The sequence below is a fragment of the Rhizobium sp. Root1203 genome, assembly GCF_001424945.1.
GTDB lineage: Bacteria > Pseudomonadota > Alphaproteobacteria > Rhizobiales > Rhizobiaceae > Rhizobium.
Genome location: NZ_LMCW01000013.1, coordinates 80,200 through 100,399, shown reverse-complemented (window position 1 = coordinate 100,399; position 20,200 = coordinate 80,200). Strand labels below are relative to the sequence as shown.

Below are 20,200 nucleotides of genomic sequence, written 5' to 3'. Positions count from 1 at the left end.
TGGGCCATCTGAAACAATGTTTTGACTGGGTGACCTGGTTCTCCGGCTCTCAGGCGTCGAGCCAGTTTTCGAGCTTCAGTCCGGGATAAGCCAGGAAATCGCGCGTCTTGTTGGTAACCAGGACTGTATTCAGGGCGATCGCATGCGACGCGATCAGTTTGTCGAGATGATCTTTCTTCCGGTCTCTCGTCGCGATGCGAACCGGACCATAGGCACGCGCTGCCGCGATCCCAAACGGTTCTACTGTGATCAACTCAGCCAGTGCTGTGAGATTATCAAGCTCTCGCGCCGGATCATCGGATACGGAAACACCGCACTCGAGTTCCGCGAAGGTAATGGCGGACATCACCACGTCACCCACATAGCAACTGGCAAAGCGGCGGGCGACCTGCTCCGGCTGGTTCTTCATCAGGTAGATACACATGTTTGTATCGAGCATGTAGCGCGCCATCAGATCTTATCCCGCTCGCCTTGCTCGTGAGACTCTCTTCCATTGCGCATGAAATCTGGAGAAAAGCGGGCAAAGACATCCATAACGCCGGCTAGGGAACGATGCACCGGGCGGATGCGAAGCTCGTCGCCGACGCGCTCGATCTCCAAATCGACATCCGTCCGGTCAAAGGCCAGATCGGCGGGAATACGCACGGCTTGGGAATTTCCGTTCTTGAAAGCTCTGGTGGTGTGCATAGCATCATCCTTGTGTGTACGTGGATGTGCTGTACCTCCATTAATTGCCAAATGTACATCCTCAGTGTGTACATTCCCGATGCCAAAAAAGGTATCGGCGAGGTGGAGACATCGCGTTAAGCGGCCTTGGTCGTTTCGCAGCTGACCTTAATGCCGGAATGCGGAGCGATCGTTCCGTGGCCCGACCGTCACTCCAGCTTTAGTTCTCCTTTCCAATTGGCCCATCGATGTTGATCAGGATGCCACCTTTTCTCCTCTGGTCTATCGGCGTGGCCAACGAACCCTTCTCCTCGATCCGATGACTATTGCGCGGAACTTTTCCCCCCGCATCGGATTAATTCGAAAACCGAGGACGAATGACCCCATGACCATGGATCTACCTTTCGAGAGACGCCGCGTGCTTCCAGGCGCGCCGTATTCACTAGAGGAATTCCAAAACAAGTATCGCGCGCCCCAGGAGACGGCAAAAAAGCTTTCCAGGGCTTTAGCCCGTCTTCAGTCGAACTCGATCTGCTCATGGCTGCGACAGAAACCAAGCCGTCTACAGATGACCGCCGCCAAACTTCACCCTTGAGGCCTTGATGGAGGACAGGCAATGCGCTTTGGAACCCACAGGTACAATTGGACAGACGCATCCATACGGGCGTCAGTTGGGGCATGGATTGTCACGATTGGCGTCGTCCTTGGGGTCGCAGTGTTCTCCTGGTCGCAGTGGGGCGAGACTGTCGATCGCGGCATCACCGGCTCCATTTCGCCTTCCGATCCGGCCCACATTGGCGAACCTCCCCGCTCCGCATCGCTGGCCCACGCAAAGGCACTTTCAGTGTCCGTGCCCTGAGAGGAGACAGTATCCTCGATGAACCCGAGCAACCGCATGGCCGCCACGCGGGCTTCTTGAGGTTGCTTCACCCCTGCTCATTGGCGCGCACGATGGGCGGTTATGGTAAAATTGGCGCTGTCATCGGATAGGATCGCTCGAATGGAAGCCCCACCACTGGAAAGAAAGCTAGCTGCCATTCTCGCCGCCGATGTCGAGGGCTACTCCCGGCTTATGAATATTGACGAGGAACAGACGCTGGCGACCTTGACCTCGCATCGCACGATTATCGACGGCCTCATTGAAAAGGCGCACGGACAGATATTCGGCACCGCGGGCGACAGTGTGCTGGCCGAATTCCCATCCATCGTGCACGCTTTCAACTCGGCCGTAGCAATCCAGCAGGCGATGGTGCGTGCCAATGCGGAGCTTCCTGAGGACCGGCGAATGAACTTTCGCATCGGGATAAACGTGGGCGACGTATTGGTCAAAAATGGAGATATCTTCGGCGATGGCGTTAACATAGCCGCCCGTCTGGAGGGACTTTCGGACGTGGGAGGCATCTGTGTGACAAGGGGCGTACGAGATCACCTTCGTGATCGGGTCGATGCGACCTTCGAGGATCTGGGCGAGCATAACATCAAGAACATAGCGAGGCCCCTTCGCGTGTTCCGTGTCATATTCGATCCAGACGGTGATCCTGCGATTGATCTGGCAGCACCCGATGTCGAAAGAACCGTGCAATCGTCCTTTGTCGAGCAGTCGTCCTCCGAGGAACGCGACAGCGATGACCTGGGTGATGGTGTCGAGGTCGTCTTCTGGAAGTCAGTGCAGGAAAGCGACGATCCCGCTGAGTACAGTCTCTATCTGCAGCGTTTCCCCGATGGACAATTCGTTGAATTGGCCAATGCGCGGCTCGATAGCGGCGGGACGGCTGCACGCGATCCGGACATTGAACTCGCATTCTGGGAGACCGTTCGAGAGACCGACAATGCCGATATGCTGGAAGCCTACCTGGCGAAATATCCGAACGGGCAGTTCCGCGACCTTGCGAATATCATGATCACTGATCTTCGTGGAAACGCTGAATGATGACAAAGGCAGCCTCGAGCTCCTAAAGCCGGCACCAGATAGCTTGGCCGCGCAGCAGCACGACTTCGCTGAAAAGAGCGCCTCAAGGAACTTGCCCTACGGCCGGGAGACCAACCCTGAATACCCGTTGCGGCTATGCCGAGAACGGGACCATGACCTCTTAACCTAGCCGCACCCAATCCAGGGCTTCGATCACATAAGGCGCGAACAAGAAATCGCGGATCCCGATAATCCCGTTTTCCGACCAGTCGATCAGGACGAAATGCGAAGGCCTTTCCATTGAGCCGGTACTGTCAAAGACCAGCATGGCCGGCTTTCCTTCAACCGCGCCGAGGGCGAACCGCCATTTCGTCACTTCGCCATACCGCGTGAAATAGGGAACAAGCTTGTCACGTCCTTCGAGCTGCAGCCGGTTCACGAGATCGAGCTTCACCTCATCGGCGAGCATGGCGCGGATTGCGTCGAAATCGCCGCTCCGGAACCGATCGACATAGGCGGTCATTTTCCGTCGGTCCGAAACAGACATCAGCGGAAGTCGGGTGTCTTCGGGCGTCTGCGCGAAAAGCCGCAGCGCAGCACGCCCGCGCTGAAGCGCCGATTTGGCAGTTGCCGGAGAGCAACCGGCGATATCAGCAATTTCTTCGACCGAATGCCCCAGAACATCCTTGAGGATAACGGCGCAGCGCTGAAGTTCAGGCAGCCGAAGAAAGGTCTGAAAGCTGATCGCGACGATATCCACCTCGGGTATGGGCGCCGCTTCGACGTCCTCGCTGAGCGGAACTCCCTTTGTCCGGGCGCTGACGCGCAGGAAATCGAGGCTGGTATTGTGGGCGATGCGAAACAGCCAGCCCTCGAGATTATTGACCTCGGCGCCCTCTGCTCGTGCGTGAAGGGCCTTCACGAGCGTATCGTGCAGCACGTCTTCCCCATTGACCGCCGATCCCGTCATGCGCGCGCAGTAGCGATGGAGGCGTGGCCGCAGCACGTTCAGACGATCCTCGAATTCGGCCGCGTTCATGTATTAGAGCCTTCCAGGGCGTCTACCTTCTTTTCCGTCAAGGATTGAAGACAAATGTCTATGAGAATCTTCGACAGGGCGGCCGGTTGTGACAGGAAGGGCGAGTGGCTGCTTTCCAAAGTGTGGGTTATCGTCTTTCCGCCGATGGCGCCGTCTACCGTCGCAATCATGTGATCCTGGCCGGTCAAAGGAATGGCCCGATCCTGTGTCGTGCGGACGTAATGGCGCTGCACCCTGCCAAATCTCTCTGTCGTAATGTCAGATGGGGCCATAGCGCCGGCGTTCGGTTCGTCGCAATGAAGCTGCAACGCCGCCTGCGCGAATTCGGGTTCTGACACGTCAGCATAAAACGAAGCCTTGAGGAGCGAACGATAGGCTTCGTCGGTGGGCCTTGCGTTGATCCTTGTCGCACCAATGGCCGCGGGGTCTCCCACGAACAACCCGGGCGACAGTGCTGAAGACAGGGTTTCGTGTTGGAGCATCTCGAGGAGCGCCATGCCCTTCGGCACCAGGAACCCGGCAAGATAGACGACCGCGCGAAGCAGGTCTGGAACCTGCTCGGCGACCGCCGAAATCGTCATCCCGCCAGCCGAGTGCCCGACCAGGATAACCTTGCCGTCACTGAGAGATGAGGCTTCCGCTACCAACGCGACGACGGCCTTTGTCCGCTCCTTTTGCGTCACGCCGGCAATGGGCGACCACTCGGTAGCAAAGGCTGCGGGGTCGAACGGACGACGACCAAGCGACGTCGGTGCGACCGTATTGCTCCCTGCGCCGGGAAGGTCGAGCGTCAATGCCGTAAAGCCGTTCTCTTCAAGTATTGGCGTAACCTTGTTCCACGCCGAACGGTCATGCCAACCGCCGTGGACGAGGACAAAAACTGCGTTGGTTGCCGACATCGCGTGACCGTCTCCCTTTGAATTTACCATCCTTACGACATTGAATATACGGGCGCCGCCGGCAAGTTTAGCCTCACCGGCCGACGCGGACCGAGTGGGTGGGCCTCAGACTTCCCTGTTGGCGAAAAGGAACATCTGGACGCCTGAATCATCCGGCGCGAACAGTCGGCGATCTGCCGCTGCCGCTTGTCCCTGCGCGCTTGCGAACGCCTTTTCGATGGCAGCAAGATCATCGAAATGCAAAGTCCCGATCCGGTAAACATCAGTGCTACCTACCGGCGTTGCGATGGGGCCATCGCTAACCTCGTATTTTCTGAGACCCGGAAGCGTCTTGGCGAGAGGCACGTGGATTTCGAAGTAATGCCTGTCGAATGCCTCGACGTTCTTTGGTGTCCGGTAGATTACGACCATCCGCGCCATTGCGGCTCTCCCTTGTTGCTTGCGTGTTGCCGTCACCGGGTTTCACTCAATACCGCCGAGCCCAGCAGAGAATCGAAGCTCGCCAGCTCCATGATCTTTGGAAAATAGGCTTTCATGCGCGGATCGCTGCGCATGGCTTCGACGGCCGCTCGCGTCTCCCACTCGGAGTAGATCACAACACCGGCACCGTCCGCTGCCGCGATAAGCCGGGTCGTCTTCCACCCTTGGAGGGTCGAGACCACCATGTCGACATTTTGCTTCAACAGCGCGATCAACGCATCTTGCGTCCCGGGTTTGGACTTTAGCAGACTGATCAAAATAACGGATGCGTCGGACATCACATATCTCCTTCTGTTTCGGACATAGCAAGGACGAACCGGTTGGTCGAAACGGATCGCGATGCAGAAGATTTTTTTAGATAGCCGTCTCGATGACGTTTGCTTTCCCTTTTGCAACGCCAGCGACGAGCCGACCCGAGGTGTTCTCAAGATCAGGGGACATGGACGTAAGGCCGAGAGGTTCTCCCGGCAAATTTTGCGGCGGCCGCCCATGGGCGTTGTCGGTCCGGGTTGCGCGTCACAACCTCGTCAAGCCAAGCAGCGCACAAGAATGCCCCTGTGGCTCGTTCCTGATCTGTGGCTCACGGCGATATGACGAGGGAAGATCGGCATATGTGCGCCGAATCCCTCGTGCTCGAGGTCCTGGATCTCCACCTTGGCTGTTGACGATCCTGCTGAGCCCAGAGCACTCTGCGCGAGACAAATGCGATCAACCAAATCGTCAAGTTCACCCCTTGGCGGGCGGTTCTTGGCCAGACGCTGCTTGAGGTGCATGACCGGCTCCGCCAGAATTTCCTCAAGGTTTTCCGCGCACGTAAAGGTGCCCGCCACGCTTTTGACCTTCGAATTGTCAAAAAGCGCGGTCCAGGCCTTTAAAAACCTCCAGTGACGCCGCGCCACTTGAGCGAGGGATCCGCAGGCTATCACTCTGGAGGCGCGAGCATTTAGCTCTTGGGGTATCAGTAGGCAAGCGCACAGCCGTCCTTCCTGTGATCCGAGCTGCCGACAAGGAGCCCTCGGACCCTGTCGATAAGAATGGCCTGGCAGCCGCCGATCGGTTGCTTTGCCCATTCCGTCCGGTGGCCGCGCTCTTCCAGGTCGGCGCGGACCTTATCTCCGAACGCGGGCTCAAGCGACAACCTGCCGTCAAAGGAGAAGCTGCGCGGCGCCTCGTTGGCGCGCTGCGGATCGAATCCGCGATCATAGAGGTGCGAGAGGAAATGTGCATGGCCCGTTGCCTGGAACTGACCGCCCATGACCCCGAAGGGCATCACGGGTAAGTCATTTTGGACTACCATACCCGGAATGATCGTGTGCAACGGCAGCTTTCGCGGCGCGAGTTCGTTGGCGTGACCCTCATTCAGTGAGAAGCCGCTTCCCCGGTTCTGCAACAGGACCCCCGATACCGGTGCGTAGATGCCGCTGCCGAACGCGGAGAATAGCGAATTGATCAGCGAAACTGCATTGCCGTCACGATCGACGACCGATAGGTAGACGGTATCGCGATGAACCGGACCGTCCCAGATCGATGCTTTGCTTGCCCGGTCCATTCGTATTCTGGATCGTAATGCGGAAACGAAACGTTCGCCCAGAACCTCCTCGACGGAAATCTGCATATGGTCCGGATCGGCGATCAGCAGGTCACGCTGATGATAGGCCGCCTTGCTGGCTTCAGCCAGGAGGTGAACACGATCCGCCTCGCTTACGGCGTCATCCGACAGATCGAAACCGTCGAGGATCCGGGCAATCAGCAGAGCGGCGAGACCCTGGCCGTTTGGCGGGCACTCCAGCACACGACGGCCGCGAAAATCCGCACCGATCGGCTCGGTCGCAAAGCCGCGATGGCGTGAGAAATCATCCACGGTATGGCGGCCGCCGCTTTCGCGAAGCACGCCGACCATTTCCTCGGCGACGCTGCCTTCATAGAAGGCGGCACGGCCATTGGCGGCGATCGCCCGCAAGGTGGCGGCCAATGCGGGTATGGCAAAGCGGTCGCCGGTCGTCGGCGCCCTGCCACCCGGCAAGAATTGCGTACGCGCCGCCTCATGGTGCTCCAGCCGCTTACCTTCGCGCGCCCAATCGTAGGCTACCCGGCCGGCAACGCGGAAGCCATTGTCCGCAAGAGCAATGGCCGGCGCCAGGATCTCGGCGAGTTCCATTCGCCCGTATGTCTCCGAAAGCTGGCACCAGGCATCGACCGCGCCCGGAATGGTGACGGCGTCCGGGCTTTCTTCATCGATCCGCGACAAGCCACTCGCACGCAAGCGCTCAGCATCAGCCCCCGCACAGGATCGGCCAGATCCGTTGAACGCAATGATAGGCTTTCCGGCTGGGGCAACGATCGCAAAGCAATCGCCGCCGATGCCGGTCATCGCCGGCTCGACGACACTTTGAACAGCGACCGCCGCCAGAGCGGCATCGATGGCATTGCCGCCTGCTCGCAGAATGTCGATCGCTGTCAGCGTCGCGGCCGGGTGCGAGGTTGCCGCCATTCCGTTTTCGCCTATGGCCGGTGAGCGGCCGGGGTCTATATAATTGCGTTCTCTCACGATTCCTGCCCTTTCGTCTTATTGGGGTGTTTTTTTAATTCTGGGTCAACGCCCGCGGTGCTGTCTGGTGGCCAACCACACCTGCAACAGCCAGCAACGCCAGCAGATAAGGCATCATGATCAGCAGGGCATTCGGAATATGAATGCCAAAGGCCGGCAATTGAAATTGCAGTGCGGTTGCCGCGCCGAACAGGAGGCAGGCGGCCACTGTCCGCCAGAGCCGCCAACTGCCAAAGATCACCGCGACGATCGCCAGGTAACCGACACCATTTGTCATGCCCTCGGTAAATGTGTGAATGTCGCCGATCGACAGGAAGGCGCCGCCAAGGGCCGACATCACACCGGTGAAGATCACGGCTGCATGCCGGACACCCTTCAATGGCGCGCCCGAGCGGATGACCGATTGCGGGTTGTCGCCGGCGGCGCGCAAAACGATGCCTAGGCCGGTCCGTGCCAGGACGTAGCCAACGACAGCGATAATGACGGCTGCCAGGTAAAACAGCCACACTTGTTGGAAAACGCCCCCCACCAGCGGTATTTGTCCGAGCAATGGCGGCGACCAGGCATCGAAGCCGGGGATGATGTCACGGGATCTTGCACCGAAAAGGGCTCGGTAGCCCAGTGTCGTCAGGCCGAGAGCCATGATGTTGATGCCGATGCCGGTGACAATCTGATTGGCACGCAGCGTGTTGGTCATCACCGATTGCAGCAAAGCGAGGGGCAGCACAGCGAGGATGGCGCAGCAGAGTCCGAGCATTGGCGATCCGGTGTAGGCCGCCCCCATCGCACCACCGAAAGCGCCGGTCAGCATCATGCCCTCGACGCTCATGTTGACAACCCCCGCTCGCTCGGACACGAGTTCTCCAGTCGCCGCAAACAAAAGCGGGACCGCGAGCCGGACTGTTGAGGCGAGGAACAGGGTGAAGAGCTCTGCCGTCATCGTGCGATTCTCCGCTCGAGATAATAAGCGGCGCTGGCGATCGTCAGGACGATCAGGCCCTGCAGCACGTCGATGAGCGCCGAAGGCACGCCGGCTGCCATTTCCATGGAAATGCCCCCCGAACGCAGGAACCCGAACAGCAATGCGCCGGCAATCACGCCCGTCACCGATCCGCGCGCCAACAGGCCGACCACCAGGCCGTCGAAACCGTAGCCGGAGGAAAAGCCAGCCTTTAGAGAATATTGCTCACCCTGTAGCATCAGACCGCCTGCCAGCCCGCCCAATGCACCGGCGAGGCACATGGCCGAGACGACCGTAAAGCCGACCGCCACACCCGCCCGGGCGGCGGCAACGGGGTTCAGCCCGACGGCGCTTAAGGCGAAGCCATAAAGCGACCTGCGCAACAGGATTGCCGCGATGATTGCAATCCCCAGCAGGATGGGCAGGCCAAGCGTTACCGGGGAGCTGTAGGATCCGGTCAGCAACGGCACCTGGGTCGCCTCTGGAATGGCAAGCGATTCGGGTAATGTCGCCGCACTGGTCATTGGCTGACGCAACAGGTTCTCCGATTGCACGCACCAGTACAGAAGCCAGACAGCGATAAAGGACAGAAGGAGGGTGGCAATAACCTCATTGGTGCCTGCCTTGACCCGCAGCACCCCGGCAATCCCACCCCAAAGCCCGCCGGCCAGTGATGCAGCAAGTAGTGGCAGGAGATAGGCCAGCCCGAGGGGCAGGTCTGCCATTGCGGGCATCAGACAGAATGCGGTGGCGACGATGCCTCCAATGGCGATCTGGCCCTCGCCGCCGACATTGGTCAGGCCGGCACGGTTGGCGATGACGAAGCCAACTCCGACCAACGCCAGCGCGACCGCGCGGTTGAGCGAGGCCGAGATCGCATATGCGTTGCCGAAAGCGCCGCGATAGAATGCCATGACCGCCTTGTCGAGCGTTACACCCATGGAGACCACGACGATCATCCCCACCACCAGGGCCGCAAGCACGGCAGCGCCCGGAAGAAGCACGGGCAGAAGGACGGAGAGAGGTGAAAGGGATGTTGGATTTGCTGTCGCGCTTGCATTCATGCTGCCTGCCCCGACATCAGAGCCCCGATAGCGTGGCCGTTCTCGGGCCGCGCGACATGTTCACCAACGATCCGCCCACGATAGAAGACAAGGATCCGGTCGGCGACGGAAATCAATTCGTCCAGTTCAGATGAAATCAGAAGTACGCCAACGCCGGCATCGGCGGCATCGCGGACCAGCCCGTAGACCGCTTCGATCGCGCCGACATCCAGGCCCCGCGTCGGTTGCGCGGCAAGCAGGAAGTTGAGATTCTGCGTGGTCAGTTCACGCCCGAGAACCGCCTTCTGCTGGTTGCCTCCTGAAAGGCTGCCAAAAGGCACGAGCGGTCCGGCGGCGCGGACATCGAAACGCGCCATTGCCTGCTCCGCCTCCTTTCGCTGCGCACGACGGTCGATCATGCGGAATCGGCTAAACTGATGCATGCGATTGAGAAACATGTTGTCCGCCAGCGACATCCTGGAGATCGCTCCGACCGCATGACGATCCTCCGGCACGATACCGACGCCCGCCCCGGTAATCTGGCGCGGGGTCGCCCTTGTGAGTTCTCGGTTCCCGGCAAACCAACGACCCTGGCTTGGCTTCAGCAGGCCAGCAAGGACGGCGCCGAGTTCGCTTTGGCCGTTGCCTTCAACGCCGGCGATACCAACCACTTCGCCGCAACCGACCGTCAGAGTGATGTCGTCGAGACGCTTGACACCAAGACGATCGACAACGGTGATCCCGTCTATCTGCATGGCTTCACGGGTCGGGCGTACGGGAGTCTTAGGCTTGCGGGAGGCAACGGCTCGGGCACCGATCACCGCATCCGGATCGATGTCGGGACGGTGGATCATTGCTCCGACAAGCCGGCTGATCTCGGACGCGGGCCGATCTGACCGAGCGGCAATTCGTCCGCGATGAAGAACGGTGACCCGATCTGCGACGCGCTCGATCTCGGCGAGCTTATGGGTGACCATGACCACGGCACAGCCGCTTTCGGCCACCTGCCGACAGATACCGAGCAGGGCACTGATCTCGTCTGGCAACAGCACAGCGGTCGGTTCGTCGAGCACCAGGACGCGCGGACTGTTCATGAGGCATTTGACGATTTCGACCCGCTGTCGCTGGCCGACCGACAGGTCGCCGACGATCGCGGCCGGCGAAATTTCAAGGCCGAAACGCCGCGACATCGCCTCGAGCCGTTCACTTTCGCCTTTTCTGTCCAGCCGCCCGAAGCCACGGCCGAGCAAGAGGTTATCGATGACCGACAGTTCATTCACCAGGCTGAAATGCTGGTGAACCATGGCAATGCCACTTGTTAGCGCGTCGCGCGGCCTCGAGGGCAGGTAGGGTCTGCCCTCGAGAATCATCTCGCCAGCACTGGGGCGATTGATGCCGAAGATGAGATTGCAAAGGGTGGATTTCCCAGCGCCGTTTTCGCCCAGGAGACAATGGACTTCGAAAGGGTGAAAATCGATATCGATTCCCGCCAGTGCCTCGAACGCGCCGAAGAGCTTGCCGATACCCTTCAACGAAAGGAGTGGCGGCGCTGCCTTGGCCCCTATGCTTCTCTCGCTACGCATCAGCCCTCCAGCACCTTGATCTTGCCGGACTTGATGTCCTCGATGATGGCCTTGAGCTTCTTTGCCATTTCGTCGGTGCCGTTGCAGACAGCCATGTCGGAGGCATCCGGGCCCATCGCCAAGCCGAAGGGCTTGTAACCGGCCTTCCAGGTGCCCCCGACCGTTTCGTCGATCGCATACTTCACCTGGAAGCCCACCCCGGTGATCGAGTATGCCAAATAGAGTGGATCGGTGCCGCAATAATTGGTGTAAGAGCCGATGATGTGGGTGCCCTTCTCCTTGGCGGCCTGTTCCATGCCGCGCAGGCCGAGGTTCAGGATGTGATAGTGAACGTCCGCACCTTGCGCGATCGCCGTCAGCGTCGCTTCCTTGGCCTTCGCCAGATCATCGAAGTCGCCGGTATAGGCTTCGAAATATTTGACATTCGGGTTGACGTATTTCGCGCCGTTACCGAATTCCTTGCCGGCGTTGACAATCGACGGGAGTTCCATGCCGCCGACATATGACACTGCGCCATTCTTCGAGAGCAGCGCGGCCGCCGCGCCTGCGACGAACGCGATCTCGGCCTGTTTCACATCATAACCGGCGACGTTTGGGAGTTCGGCGCCGGCATTGCCGCCGACGATCGAGAACTTGATGTCGGGAAAACGTTTCGCGATTTTCATCACCGCAGCCTGGGTCTGGCCGCCGACGCCTATCACCAGTGCGTTGGAGGAGGCGAGCTGCGTAAGCGCCTGCTCCATATCTGCATAGTTGATGTTTTCAATCATCTGAACGGCGATCTTGTCGCCATATTTCTTCTGCGCCGCGACGAGACCGTCATAACCCGATTCCATCCAACCTTTGTCGGTCTTCGATCCCGGAATAAGGATACCGACCGACAACGGGGTCTGCGCCATCGCGCCACCAAGGCTCGTCCCAACTAGCGCAAGCGTGGTCATAGCCATGAGAACATTTCGCCGTTTGATCATTTGCTTCCCTTTGTTGATTGAACGCCGGAACGATGGCGGATGGACCGCTTTAGCTCCCAATGAAAAGTGAACGCAAAGCCCATGCCACTTCCATATCTGTTTGATTATCATCATGTATTTTTGGCTTGTGCAGCGACTAGGTAAGTAAATGATTATTTATTGCCCAGATCCAGCTCAATGCTGCACAATTGATCTGCAGTCCGGGTGCGTGGACCGCCATCTTCTGCAGCAGACCGGGCTTTCCCGCTATGGCATGACGCTTGCATCGACGACTGCAATGGGTTCGAGCGCAGCAGGAGTATGGGAAATGGCGGGCTTAGATACGATGAGTGGCGGAATTCTCGGCAAGGGCCGTAACACCGCCTGGCGGGCAACGCCGACCAATGTCGATATGACGCTGCCCGTCATTTTGCCGCGGGTCGTGACAATCGATGCCGAACCGCAAAGCGTGACGATCGACCTCGCCCGCACAGCAATTGTGGTAATCGATATGCAGAACGATTTTTGTGCCAGGGATGGTTGGGTGGATCATATCGGCGGAAACTATGAGGCAGATCGCGCGGCGATCGCGCCGTTGCAGAAACTCCTTCCGCAACTCCGCCAAGCCGAGGTGCCTGTCATCTGGGTAAACTGGGGAAATAGACCGGACCTCCTCAACATGCCGCCGAACCAGCTTCATCTCTACAAGAACAGTGGCGAGGGCATCGGGCTCGGCGATCCACTGCCATCCAACGGCGCGCACGTCCTGGAGAAAGATTCATGGGCGGCCGAGGTGGTCGATGAGCTCAAACCGCAGCCCGCTGACGTTCGGGTCGACAAGTACAGGATCAGCGGTTTCTGGGACACGCCGCTGGACTCCATCCTGCGCAATCTCGGCACCCGCACCATCCTGTTTGCCGGCTGCAACACCGACCAATGCGTGCTTCATACTCTGACCGATGCCAACTTCCTTGGCTATGGTTGCATCATGCTGGCCGATTGCTGTGCCACCAGTTCGCCGGACTTCTGCAGCGAGGCGACGATCTGGAACGTCAAGAAATGCTTCGGCTTCGTCTGCAATTCGGACGCGGTCCTCAAGACCGTGCCACAAGTGTGATGATGGACGTCCAGAATATTGTCGATACTGCCGGAGCGTTCGTGCCCGGAGAAATCTTTCGTGTGAATGCAACGGCGCAGGGCTCACTTGCGGGTCTTACTTTCGCGGTCAAGGACCTGATCGACATTGCCGGTCGGCGCACTGGCGGTGGTAATCCCGACTGGCGCGCGGCCGCGTCCCCTGCCGCGGCGCATGCGCCCGTAGTAACCAGATTGCTTGCCAACGGAGCCACGTTTCTGGGCAAAACAGTGACTGACGAATTGGCCTTCAGCCTGGAAGGACGCAACGTTCACTATGGCATACCGCGCAATCCTCAAAATCCGGATTGGCTGCCGGGAGGATCGTCCAGCGGATCAGCGGCTGCGGTCGGAGCGAGACTGGTGGATTTTGCACTCGGTACGGATACCGGCGGATCGGTTCGCGTTCCGGCTGCCTTTAGTGGGATTTGGGGCATGCGACCGAGCCACGATGCATTGCCACTTGATGGCGTTCTTCCTTTCGCACCGACTTATGACACTGTTGGTTGGTTCGCCCGCGACGCACAGACCCTCGCCCGCGTCGGTGACGTGCTCTTGCCGCCTGCGCAGTATGTGGATTGCCTAGCGATTTCGATTGTTGAAGATACTTTGGACATGCTGGATCCGGTGGATGCGCATGCCTTTCGAGACGCCGCACGACGGCTTGCAAATGCTGCACCGATGCGGGTGTTCGAGCATTGGCCGTTTGCGCAATTGCAGTGGGCTTATTCGACCATCCAGGGTTATGAGATTGCCCGTAGCCTTGGATCCCGGCTGGACGCGCTAAAGCCTCGATTCGCGATGGATATAGGTGAGCGCTTTGCCTCGGCATCGGCCATCAGCTATGCCGATTATGAGACGGCAGCAGCGGTGCGCCGAAGCTTTGCGGGTTGGCTGCAAGAACGGCTGCCACCAGGTACTGTCGCCCTACTGCCGGTGACATCCGTGCCGCACCTGCGGATCGACGCACTTAGCGAAGAGATCGGCCGCTTTTACGCTTCGACACTTGCACTCACCGCGCTTGCCGGTCATGCGGGGGCACCACAACTCCAGTGCGGAAGCAGTCCTTTATCAGTGATGGGCAGGTGCGGTTCGGATCGCGCCATCCTCAATTTTGCGCTAGGAATCGATCGGGAGAAAAGCAACGATGGGCGCTGACATGAAAGCGGTGACAGCACCGGCCAGGAAGATGCGCGCCGCGCCCGACACGCGCGCAAAAATTTTGAAAGCCGCACGCGAGGAGTTCTCGCAGCATGGCTTCGCCGGCGCGCGCACCGAGCGCATACTTTCGACGTCCGGCGCAAACCCCCGCATGCTCTATCATCATTTCGGCGGCAAATCTGGTCTCTACGTGGTGGTCCTGGAAGAGGCGCTCTTCAACCTGCGCCAGCAGGAATTGAAAATCGATGTGGATCATCTCAACCCGTTGGAGGGGTTGATCGCGCTCTTTGAGCATATTCACCGGCATTTTGATTCGGATCTGCGTTTAGTGCAGCTTCTGAGGAATGAGAACGTCGAAAAAGCCAAGCACTTGAAGACATCGCAGCGCGTTCGGGAAATGTCGTCGCCAGTGCTCAAATTAATCGCTGATTTTCTGGCGCGCGGCGCGCAGGACGGATCGGTTCGCACTGACGTTGATCCGCTTCATTATTACGTGACGATGGTGGCTTTAAGTCAGTTTCATCTGTCGAATGCACACACGCTGTCGTTCATTTTCGATCAGGATCTGACAAAAAAAGACTGGCGCAAGGCACACCTCGCTTTCGCTATCGAAATGGTCAAAGCCTTTCTCAAGCCGGTGGATATCCCGAAATAAGGGCGCGCGGCCAGCGTGCTCTGATCCCCAAAAACTGGGACCGTTTTCGATTGGAGTTTTCCGCGCTAGGAGGGAAGATCGGCATATGTGCGCCGAATCCCTCGTGCTCGACGTCCTGGATCTCCACCTTGGCTGTTAACGATCCTCTTTAGCCCAGAGCACTCTGCGCGAGACAAATGCGATCAACCAAATCGTCAAGCTCACCCCTTGGCGGGCGGTTCTTGGCCAGACGCTGCTTGAGGTGCATGACCGGCTCCGCCAGAATTTCCTCAAGGTTTTCCGCGCACGTAAAATTGCCCGCCACGCTTTTGACCTTCGAATTGTCAAAAAGCGCGGTCCAGGCCTTGTCGCCCAGGAGTGGTCCCACCCAATCGGCATTGTACCGGACGAGCGTGTCCGTGGGTACGTGTACGATCCTGGCCTCTACACCCAACAATCGGGCGATCGCATGTTGAATGTCATCCCAGATATGGGCGCGATCGGAGGTGATGTGGAAAATCTCGTTCAACGCGGCCGGCTTGCCGAAAAGGCCAACGAAGGGAACCGCGAAATCAACCGAGCGGGTCAGCGTCCATGGCGTGTGGCCATCGCCGGCCACGATGGTTGGCTCGCCGTCCAGCATGCGCCTCGCCATAACGTCGCTGTCGCCCATCATGATGGGCAGGCCTGTCCGCACGGTGTGACTAGGACGGACGATGGTCCAGGCAAGATTTTGGGCATTCTTCAGCAGCGCCTCGCAGGCAATCTTGTCCTGGCTATAGCGCCAAAATGGATTGATTGCAGGCGTTTGCTCGGTAATGAGATAGTGGCGCGCCGGCTTCTGGTAAACCGAGGCCGACGAGATGAACACGTACTGGCCGCAGTTCCCAGAAAAGATTTCGATGTCCCGCGCGACCTGATCGGGAGTAAAGGCAATGAATTGGCACACGACGTCATAATTTGCCTTGGCAAGGTCCGCATAGCTTGGCGCCGCCAGATCGCCAACGATCGAGGTAACACCCGCTGGCAATAGGTCGCCCCTCAAGCTGCGGTTATAGACGGTGACATGGTGACCCTGAGCTACGGAGCGTTCGACGCAGGGATAGGAAATCTGGCCGGTACCACCAACAAAAAGAATTTCCATAGGCATTCTAAGAACCTCAGTATCGATCGCGGCGGAATATGTGGTCAGCCTTCATAGCGCGAAAGACCATGGTCGTCCTCTGCGAAATCATGGGCGCACTCATGAAACGCCACAAGCGCGAGCGTCCTCTTCGCGCCGCCAATTTCGCTCGTTGCAGGATCGATTTGCCGCAACGCATGGCGAGATCTCGGGCGTTGAGCGGCAGTGACGAGAGCTGAGGGCGAGTGGATCAAGGTATCCTCAATGCGCGCTTATGTCAGGATTGGCGGCCCCATAGTGGCATAAGCAACGACGCACGACCCACGTTGCACCGAACAGACAGCATTGGCCGGCGACGATAACCATCACCACGGCCCATTCACTCGGCCGCCCGTTGCTGGCCGTGCGGCTGACAACGGCGCCGGCAGATATTAGCGCGCCGTTCCAGCCGGTACACCCGAAGAGAGTTCCGGTGACAAAACGGCGAAACCGGACCGATAGAGATCCGAAAATAAACGCCGAATAAACTCGGACAACCGGTAACAGTTGGAGACCAGCAATCCCCATGCAATCCATCCGACACACCATAGAGTGCCATCGGTCTTTCCGATCTTTCAGGCGGACCACATGAGCCGCCGGCGCGGTCCTTGCTCTATTCAACAGCCTGCCAGCGGCGTACCAACAGATCGATCCGGCTGTCGATCCGATTACTGTAGCCGCTGTCAACGCTGCTATATCCAGCGGACCGTGCGCGAATCTCATCCCCACAAATAAATAGACCCCGGCCGAAGGGACGACCGGTACGAGCTTCTCGGCGCATCCAATAATCATGCATCCAAGCAGGCCGCTGGAAAAAAGAGCCACAAGAAGATCTGACGTTTCCAATTTTCTACCTCTCCCTCCTGGACAGCCGAAAGACGCTGGCTGGAGGCACATTGAGCCGCACACGGCCAAGCGAAGTGGCCTTTAGGCTGAGCCGCTCCAAGACTTCATCGGGAACAGAGCAGAAGCGCCCATAGGTGAACTGATAGAAGGCGCCGCCGCGATTTAGGATCGCAAATGCGCCTGCGGGAATGGCTTCGATCACTTCCTCAGGCATATTGCGTAGGGGCAATCCACTTACGACGGAGGCGTAGGAACCACGGCCTGCATTTGCGGCCTGCAGATCGCAAGCGTCGCAGCACATGATGTCGATATTCCCAAAACGCCGTCCCAGAAGGTGCGTGAATTTCTGGTCAATTTCGATAAGCGTGAGGTCGCGGCGCTTCAATCCGCGATCGAGGATGGCTTGCGTAAAAACACCCGTCCCGGGTCCAAGTTCGAGCACCTTGCCTGCGCCGGGCTCGATTTCACTGGTCATCAATCGGGCGAGATGGGCCCCGGATGGCGCTATTGCGCCGATCGTTCGGGGTGCCCGAAACGGAGCTTTCAAAAAGGCGGGGAAAGGCAGCAGGTGAGTCATCAATTCGTCTCCAGTAGCGGCCCGCTTCAAGGCGATCCGTCTACTGTCTCGACATCTCAGATGACGAAAACATTGCGTCTCGCGACGCGCCCGCACTTTTTATGGGGTTTTCTGTCGGCCGCGAGCGGCCTCGCCGTGTAATATTGCGCCTTGAACGCGGCGATCTCTCGCTCGTGCGCGAGAAGCTCATACGGCTCCGGCGGCCGGAGTGTTGACAGCACGGCAATCATGATGTGGGAACTGGTCGCGTGACCAGTTCAACGTATAATTTTCATTATCTCGCCACCGATACCAGCGGAAGTGACGCCCATGCCGCGCGGCTGTCATCGCTTTCGCACTGAGATCATACCGCATATGGTGTGACTTATCGCGGTATACCCCCCCAGCGCGGTTATCCTCTGCCTGATCCGGGTTGAGACTACGCTGTCCGCGCCCCCGTACCTCTCAAAACTTTCAATTCGCACGGCAAAGGATCGATTGCTTGGCGACAACCGTTGACCACGCCCGTACACGACTGTACCGATTGACACACTGTTTACCAAACGGTACAGTAGCAACATCTGGAGATGAATACGATGCCTGAACAGCGCGCGCCATGCCCCCCCTTCACCCGCGAATCCGCTACGGCGAAAGTCCGCGCCGCTGAGGATGGCTGGAACAGTTGCGATCCACACCGCGTATCCCTCGCCTACAGCGTCGATAGCCACTGGCGCAACCGAGCGGAATTTGTTCAAGGACGTGAAAAGATCGTCGAATTCCTAACCAGGAAGTGGCGGAAGGAACTCGAGTATCGGCTGATCAAGGAATTGTGGGCCCATGACGGCGACCGTATCGGCGTCCGCTTCGCCTACGAATATCGCGACGACTCCGGAAGCTGGTACCGTGCCTACGGCAACGAGAACTGGGAGTTCGACGAAAACGGCCTGATGCACCATCGATATGCTTGTATCAACGATATGCCGATCAAAGAATCTGAACGCAAATTCTTTTGGGACCGATCTGGGCCGAGGCCTGCGAACCACCCGAGCCTTACGGAATTGGGCCTGTAGCACATGTCAAAGATCGTCTCCGAGCGCTCGGACGTGATCCCTTCTCTGGCCGAAATTTTTCGGGAGCATGGATTCGAGGGCGCAAGTCTTTCGACCATCACCGAAAAGACCGGTCTCGGAAAGGGAAGCCTCTATCACTTCTTTCCCGGCGGAAAGGAAGAGATGGCGGCTGCCGTGCTTAGCGAAATCGACGGATGGTTTGTAACACAGGTCTTCGCACCACTACGGAGCGCGGATGATCCGCGCTCCGCCATCGCCAGAATGTGTCGCTCGGTTTCCGAATATTTTCGCTCCGGCCGCCGTGTATGCCTCGTTGGCGCGTTCGCACTGGACAATGTCCGAGACAGGTTCATCGATCAGGTCAGGGACTACTTCGCCGAATGGCGTTGTGCGCTCGCTGAGGCTCTCGAGAATGCCGGATGCCCCCAACAAGACGCTGTTGCGCTTGCCGAGGAGACCATTGCTGCCATTCAAGGGGGCCTGGTGCTCGCCAGAGCGCTCGATGAACCAGGGATTTTCGAACGAACGCTCGAGCGGGTCCAGTCCAGACTTCTTGCTGCGCCCCATGAGGAGGACCAAAGATGACGGATCGCCAGACCAATCCCGTCATGCTGGCACCATGGCGGATCAAGCGCGCAGTGGATTTCATCGAAATGAACCTGGCGACCCCCCTTCATCTCGCAGACATCGCGCGCGCGGCAGGCCTCAGCCCTATGCATTTTGCTGCCGGGTTCCGGTCAGCAACGGGCCTTAGTCCCCATGCCTACCTGCGCAATCGTCGGATAGAGCGGGCGAAAAGGAAGCTGCTCAGCGATGGCCTGAGCATCGACGAAATCGCCTTCAATGTCGGCTTTCGATCACAGAGCCATTTTATCACGGTGTTCCGACACCTAACCGGGCAGCCTCCAGCGCGCTGGCGGCGTTGTTGCATTAAGAACGGCAGCCCGTTGCAGGAGGCAGGGCAGATACATCAGTGAACGGTGCCTATGCGGTCTGCAGGTCATGTTGCAAACTTTTTGCTGACCAGGCAATTAGCTCGCGGCATTTTCGGAGATGACAGTGTCCAAAGGCGGCTATTTTGCCGTCCACCTTTACGAATTGCATCGCGGCACGTCGACCGACGCCACCCCCCCGATGGCGGGTTGTAGAATGGCTTAAGGATCCTTTTGAAATCGATTTCGTTTTTCCCATACAATTCTCGCTTGTGTCTCGGTTCAATCCTGAGTGGTTGTTTGTTTAGGGATCATTTTCCAGCGTCAGTTCGCCGATCTTGGCGTGCAGCGTTTTGACATTGACGGTTGGTCCCGCCGGTTCCGCCTTCGCTTCATCGCCGAAAACGCCAGTCGCCCCCTCAAGGAGCTGGTCTTTCCACTGCTTGATCTGATTGGCGTGCACGTCGAACTGCTGGGATAATTCCACGAGCGTCAGTTCACCCCTGATGGCAGCAAGCGCCACCTTCGCCTTGAAAGCCGGGCTATGGTACCGGCGCGGTCGTCTCGTCATGTTATCTCCTGTTCCCGGCATCTAAGCCGAAGTCAGGCAGATAACGTGCTGTCCAA

Annotated in this window: 22 protein-coding genes and 2 pseudogenes; 8 read left to right on the top strand and 16 right to left on the bottom strand. The window is 58.6% G+C overall.

The genetic code is table 11. From position 1 onward, the window contains the following. Positions 1–49: 49 nt before the first annotated feature. Both ASC97_RS16775 and vapB read right to left on the bottom strand, forming a co-directional pair. On the bottom strand, positions 50–451 hold the full coding sequence (locus tag ASC97_RS16775; protein ID WP_057469488.1) for a type II toxin-antitoxin system VapC family toxin: 402 nt from the start codon (positions 449–451) through the stop codon (positions 50–52). Next, complete coding sequence (gene vapB, locus ASC97_RS16770) at positions 451–738, bottom strand: type II toxin-antitoxin system VapB family antitoxin (RefSeq protein ID WP_244481497.1); 288 nt, start codon at positions 736–738, stop codon at positions 451–453. The genes ASC97_RS16775 and vapB overlap by 1 nt, the downstream gene beginning before the upstream one ends. Positions 739–1,282: 544 nt before the next feature. Here vapB and ASC97_RS16765 point away from each other — a divergent pair. Together ASC97_RS16765 and ASC97_RS16760 are read left to right on the top strand one after the other, a co-directional pair. Then, complete coding sequence (locus ASC97_RS16765; protein ID WP_057469486.1) at positions 1,283–1,525, top strand: hypothetical protein; 243 nt, start codon at positions 1,283–1,285, stop codon at positions 1,523–1,525. Positions 1,526–1,666: 141 nt separating this feature from the next. Beyond that, the gene (locus ASC97_RS16760) at positions 1,667–2,596 is read left to right on the top strand and encodes an adenylate/guanylate cyclase domain-containing protein (protein ID WP_057469485.1); all 930 of its coding nucleotides are present in this window, start codon (positions 1,667–1,669) and stop codon (positions 2,594–2,596) included. 160 nt (positions 2,597–2,756) lie between these two features. Here ASC97_RS16760 and ASC97_RS16755 read toward each other — a convergent pair whose 3' ends face one another. From ASC97_RS16755 to ASC97_RS16710, 10 genes and pseudogenes are all read right to left on the bottom strand, one after another. Beyond that, the gene (locus ASC97_RS16755; RefSeq protein WP_057469484.1) at positions 2,757–3,614 is read right to left on the bottom strand and encodes a sigma-70 family RNA polymerase sigma factor; all 858 of its coding nucleotides are present in this window, start codon (positions 3,612–3,614) and stop codon (positions 2,757–2,759) included. Further along, on the bottom strand, positions 3,611–4,513 hold the full coding sequence (locus ASC97_RS16750; protein WP_057469483.1) for an alpha/beta fold hydrolase: 903 nt from the start codon (positions 4,511–4,513) through the stop codon (positions 3,611–3,613). Before ASC97_RS16750 ends, ASC97_RS16755 begins: the two co-directional genes overlap by 4 nt. Before the next feature lie 105 nt (positions 4,514–4,618). Then, positions 4,619–4,933, bottom strand: a complete 315-nt coding sequence (locus ASC97_RS16745; protein ID WP_057469482.1) for an EthD family reductase — start codon at positions 4,931–4,933, stop codon at positions 4,619–4,621. A 32-nt stretch (positions 4,934–4,965) separates the two neighbouring features. Then, a complete protein-coding gene (locus ASC97_RS34450) occupies positions 4,966–5,271 on the bottom strand; it encodes a putative quinol monooxygenase (RefSeq protein ID WP_057469481.1) in 306 nt (101 codons plus the stop codon). Positions 5,272–5,670: 399 nt separating this feature from the next. Continuing rightward, positions 5,671–5,865, bottom strand: a pseudogene (locus ASC97_RS34030) (RNA-binding protein); the annotation flags it as partial. Between the two features lie 86 nt (positions 5,866–5,951). Then, entirely contained in the window at positions 5,952–7,484 is a 1,533-nt protein-coding gene (gene ggt, locus ASC97_RS16730; protein ID WP_057469479.1) for a gamma-glutamyltransferase, read from the bottom strand. A gap of 91 nt (positions 7,485–7,575) precedes the next feature. Continuing rightward, a complete protein-coding gene (locus ASC97_RS16725) occupies positions 7,576–8,481 on the bottom strand; it encodes an ABC transporter permease (RefSeq protein WP_057469478.1) in 906 nt (301 codons plus the stop codon). Continuing rightward, positions 8,478–9,566, bottom strand: coding sequence for an ABC transporter permease (locus ASC97_RS16720; protein WP_057469477.1), 1,089 nt, complete (start codon positions 9,564–9,566; stop codon positions 8,478–8,480). The genes ASC97_RS16725 and ASC97_RS16720 overlap by 4 nt, the downstream gene beginning before the upstream one ends. Further along, positions 9,563–11,128 carry an ABC transporter ATP-binding protein gene (locus ASC97_RS16715; protein ID WP_057469476.1) on the bottom strand — a complete coding sequence of 522 codons (1,566 nt, stop codon included), beginning with the start codon at positions 11,126–11,128 and terminating at the stop codon, positions 9,563–9,565. The genes ASC97_RS16720 and ASC97_RS16715 overlap by 4 nt, the downstream gene beginning before the upstream one ends. After that, positions 11,128–12,075, bottom strand: coding sequence for a BMP family protein (locus tag ASC97_RS16710; RefSeq protein WP_244481496.1), 948 nt, complete (start codon positions 12,073–12,075; stop codon positions 11,128–11,130). The genes ASC97_RS16715 and ASC97_RS16710 overlap by 1 nt, the downstream gene beginning before the upstream one ends. 331 nt (positions 12,076–12,406) lie before the next feature. On the opposite strand from ASC97_RS16710, the gene ASC97_RS16705 reads away from it, so the two are divergent. From ASC97_RS16705 to ASC97_RS16695, 3 genes are read left to right on the top strand one after another with little or no spacing between them, the layout of a single operon-like run. After that, on the top strand, positions 12,407–13,195 hold the full coding sequence (locus ASC97_RS16705; RefSeq protein ID WP_057469506.1) for a cysteine hydrolase: 789 nt from the start codon (positions 12,407–12,409) through the stop codon (positions 13,193–13,195). Next, positions 13,195–14,370, top strand: a complete 1,176-nt coding sequence (locus ASC97_RS16700) for an amidase family protein (protein ID WP_057469474.1) — start codon at positions 13,195–13,197, stop codon at positions 14,368–14,370. The genes ASC97_RS16705 and ASC97_RS16700 overlap by 1 nt, the downstream gene beginning before the upstream one ends. After that, a complete protein-coding gene (locus tag ASC97_RS16695; protein ID WP_057469473.1) occupies positions 14,360–15,028 on the top strand; it encodes a TetR/AcrR family transcriptional regulator in 669 nt (222 codons plus the stop codon). Before ASC97_RS16700 ends, ASC97_RS16695 begins: the two co-directional genes overlap by 11 nt. 148 nt (positions 15,029–15,176) lie before the next feature. On the opposite strand, the gene ASC97_RS16690 is transcribed toward ASC97_RS16695, so the two are convergent. From ASC97_RS16690 to ASC97_RS16685, 3 genes are all read right to left on the bottom strand, one after another. Further along, complete coding sequence (locus ASC97_RS16690) at positions 15,177–16,157, bottom strand: SDR family oxidoreductase (protein WP_057469472.1); 981 nt, start codon at positions 16,155–16,157, stop codon at positions 15,177–15,179. A 234-nt stretch (positions 16,158–16,391) separates the two neighbouring features. Further along, positions 16,392–16,961, bottom strand: a complete 570-nt coding sequence (locus ASC97_RS36265; RefSeq protein WP_443216749.1) for a DedA family protein — start codon at positions 16,959–16,961, stop codon at positions 16,392–16,394. Between the two features lie 58 nt (positions 16,962–17,019). After that, a complete protein-coding gene (locus ASC97_RS16685; protein WP_057469471.1) occupies positions 17,020–17,592 on the bottom strand; it encodes a class I SAM-dependent methyltransferase in 573 nt (190 codons plus the stop codon). Between the two features lie 575 nt (positions 17,593–18,167). Here ASC97_RS16685 and ASC97_RS16680 point away from each other — a divergent pair. Genes ASC97_RS16680 through ASC97_RS16670 form a run of 3 tightly spaced genes read left to right on the top strand, consistent with a single transcriptional unit; the run spans position 18,168 to position 19,618 of the window. Beyond that, positions 18,168–18,641, top strand: a complete 474-nt coding sequence (locus tag ASC97_RS16680; RefSeq protein ID WP_057469470.1) for a nuclear transport factor 2 family protein — start codon at positions 18,168–18,170, stop codon at positions 18,639–18,641. Between the two features lie 3 nt (positions 18,642–18,644). Then, positions 18,645–19,226 (top strand): TetR/AcrR family transcriptional regulator, encoded by a 582-nt coding sequence (locus ASC97_RS16675; RefSeq protein ID WP_057469469.1) that lies wholly within the window; start codon positions 18,645–18,647, stop codon positions 19,224–19,226. After that, on the top strand, positions 19,223–19,618 hold the full coding sequence (locus ASC97_RS16670) for a helix-turn-helix domain-containing protein (RefSeq protein WP_057469468.1): 396 nt from the start codon (positions 19,223–19,225) through the stop codon (positions 19,616–19,618). The genes ASC97_RS16675 and ASC97_RS16670 overlap by 4 nt, the downstream gene beginning before the upstream one ends. 265 nt (positions 19,619–19,883) lie before the next feature. Here the strand turns inward: ASC97_RS16670 and ASC97_RS16665 are convergent. After that, positions 19,884–20,144 (bottom strand): annotated as a pseudogene (locus ASC97_RS16665) (transposase); the annotation flags it as partial. Between the last annotated feature and the right edge of the window lie 56 nt (positions 20,145–20,200).

Coding starts and splice junctions, on each gene's coding strand:
- ASC97_RS16695 (WP_057469473.1), top strand. CDS start 14,360: ATGGGCGCTGACATGAAAGCGGTGACAGCACCGGCCAGGAAGATGCGC.
- ASC97_RS16680 (WP_057469470.1), top strand. CDS start 18,168: ATGCCTGAACAGCGCGCGCCATGCCCCCCCTTCACCCGCGAATCCGCT.
- ASC97_RS16670 (WP_057469468.1), top strand. CDS start 19,223: ATGACGGATCGCCAGACCAATCCCGTCATGCTGGCACCATGGCGGATC.
- ASC97_RS16725 (WP_057469478.1), bottom strand. CDS start 8,481: ATGACGGCAGAGCTCTTCACCCTGTTCCTCGCCTCAACAGTCCGGCTC.
- ggt (WP_057469479.1), bottom strand. CDS start 7,484: ATGGCGGCAACCTCGCACCCGGCCGCGACGCTGACAGCGATCGACATT.
- ASC97_RS16765 (WP_057469486.1), top strand. CDS start 1,283: ATGCGCTTTGGAACCCACAGGTACAATTGGACAGACGCATCCATACGG.
- ASC97_RS16745 (WP_057469482.1), bottom strand. CDS start 4,933: ATGGCGCGGATGGTCGTAATCTACCGGACACCAAAGAACGTCGAGGCA.
- ASC97_RS34450 (WP_057469481.1), bottom strand. CDS start 5,271: ATGTCCGACGCATCCGTTATTTTGATCAGTCTGCTAAAGTCCAAACCC.
- ASC97_RS16750 (WP_057469483.1), bottom strand. CDS start 4,513: ATGTCGGCAACCAACGCAGTTTTTGTCCTCGTCCACGGCGGTTGGCAT.
- ASC97_RS16685 (WP_057469471.1), bottom strand. CDS start 17,592: ATGACTCACCTGCTGCCTTTCCCCGCCTTTTTGAAAGCTCCGTTTCGG.
- ASC97_RS16710 (WP_244481496.1), bottom strand. CDS start 12,075: ATGGCTATGACCACGCTTGCGCTAGTTGGGACGAGCCTTGGTGGCGCG.
- ASC97_RS16760 (WP_057469485.1), top strand. CDS start 1,667: ATGGAAGCCCCACCACTGGAAAGAAAGCTAGCTGCCATTCTCGCCGCC.
- ASC97_RS16755 (WP_057469484.1), bottom strand. CDS start 3,614: ATGAACGCGGCCGAATTCGAGGATCGTCTGAACGTGCTGCGGCCACGC.
- ASC97_RS36265 (WP_443216749.1), bottom strand. CDS start 16,961: ATGATTATTGGATGCGCCGAGAAGCTCGTACCGGTCGTCCCTTCGGCC.
- ASC97_RS16720 (WP_057469477.1), bottom strand. CDS start 9,566: ATGAATGCAAGCGCGACAGCAAATCCAACATCCCTTTCACCTCTCTCC.
- ASC97_RS16705 (WP_057469506.1), top strand. CDS start 12,407: ATGGCGGGCTTAGATACGATGAGTGGCGGAATTCTCGGCAAGGGCCGT.
- ASC97_RS16775 (WP_057469488.1), bottom strand. CDS start 451: ATGGCGCGCTACATGCTCGATACAAACATGTGTATCTACCTGATGAAG.
- ASC97_RS16690 (WP_057469472.1), bottom strand. CDS start 16,157: ATGCCTATGGAAATTCTTTTTGTTGGTGGTACCGGCCAGATTTCCTAT.
- ASC97_RS16675 (WP_057469469.1), top strand. CDS start 18,645: ATGTCAAAGATCGTCTCCGAGCGCTCGGACGTGATCCCTTCTCTGGCC.
- ASC97_RS16700 (WP_057469474.1), top strand. CDS start 13,195: ATGATGGACGTCCAGAATATTGTCGATACTGCCGGAGCGTTCGTGCCC.
- ASC97_RS16715 (WP_057469476.1), bottom strand. CDS start 11,128: ATGCGTAGCGAGAGAAGCATAGGGGCCAAGGCAGCGCCGCCACTCCTT.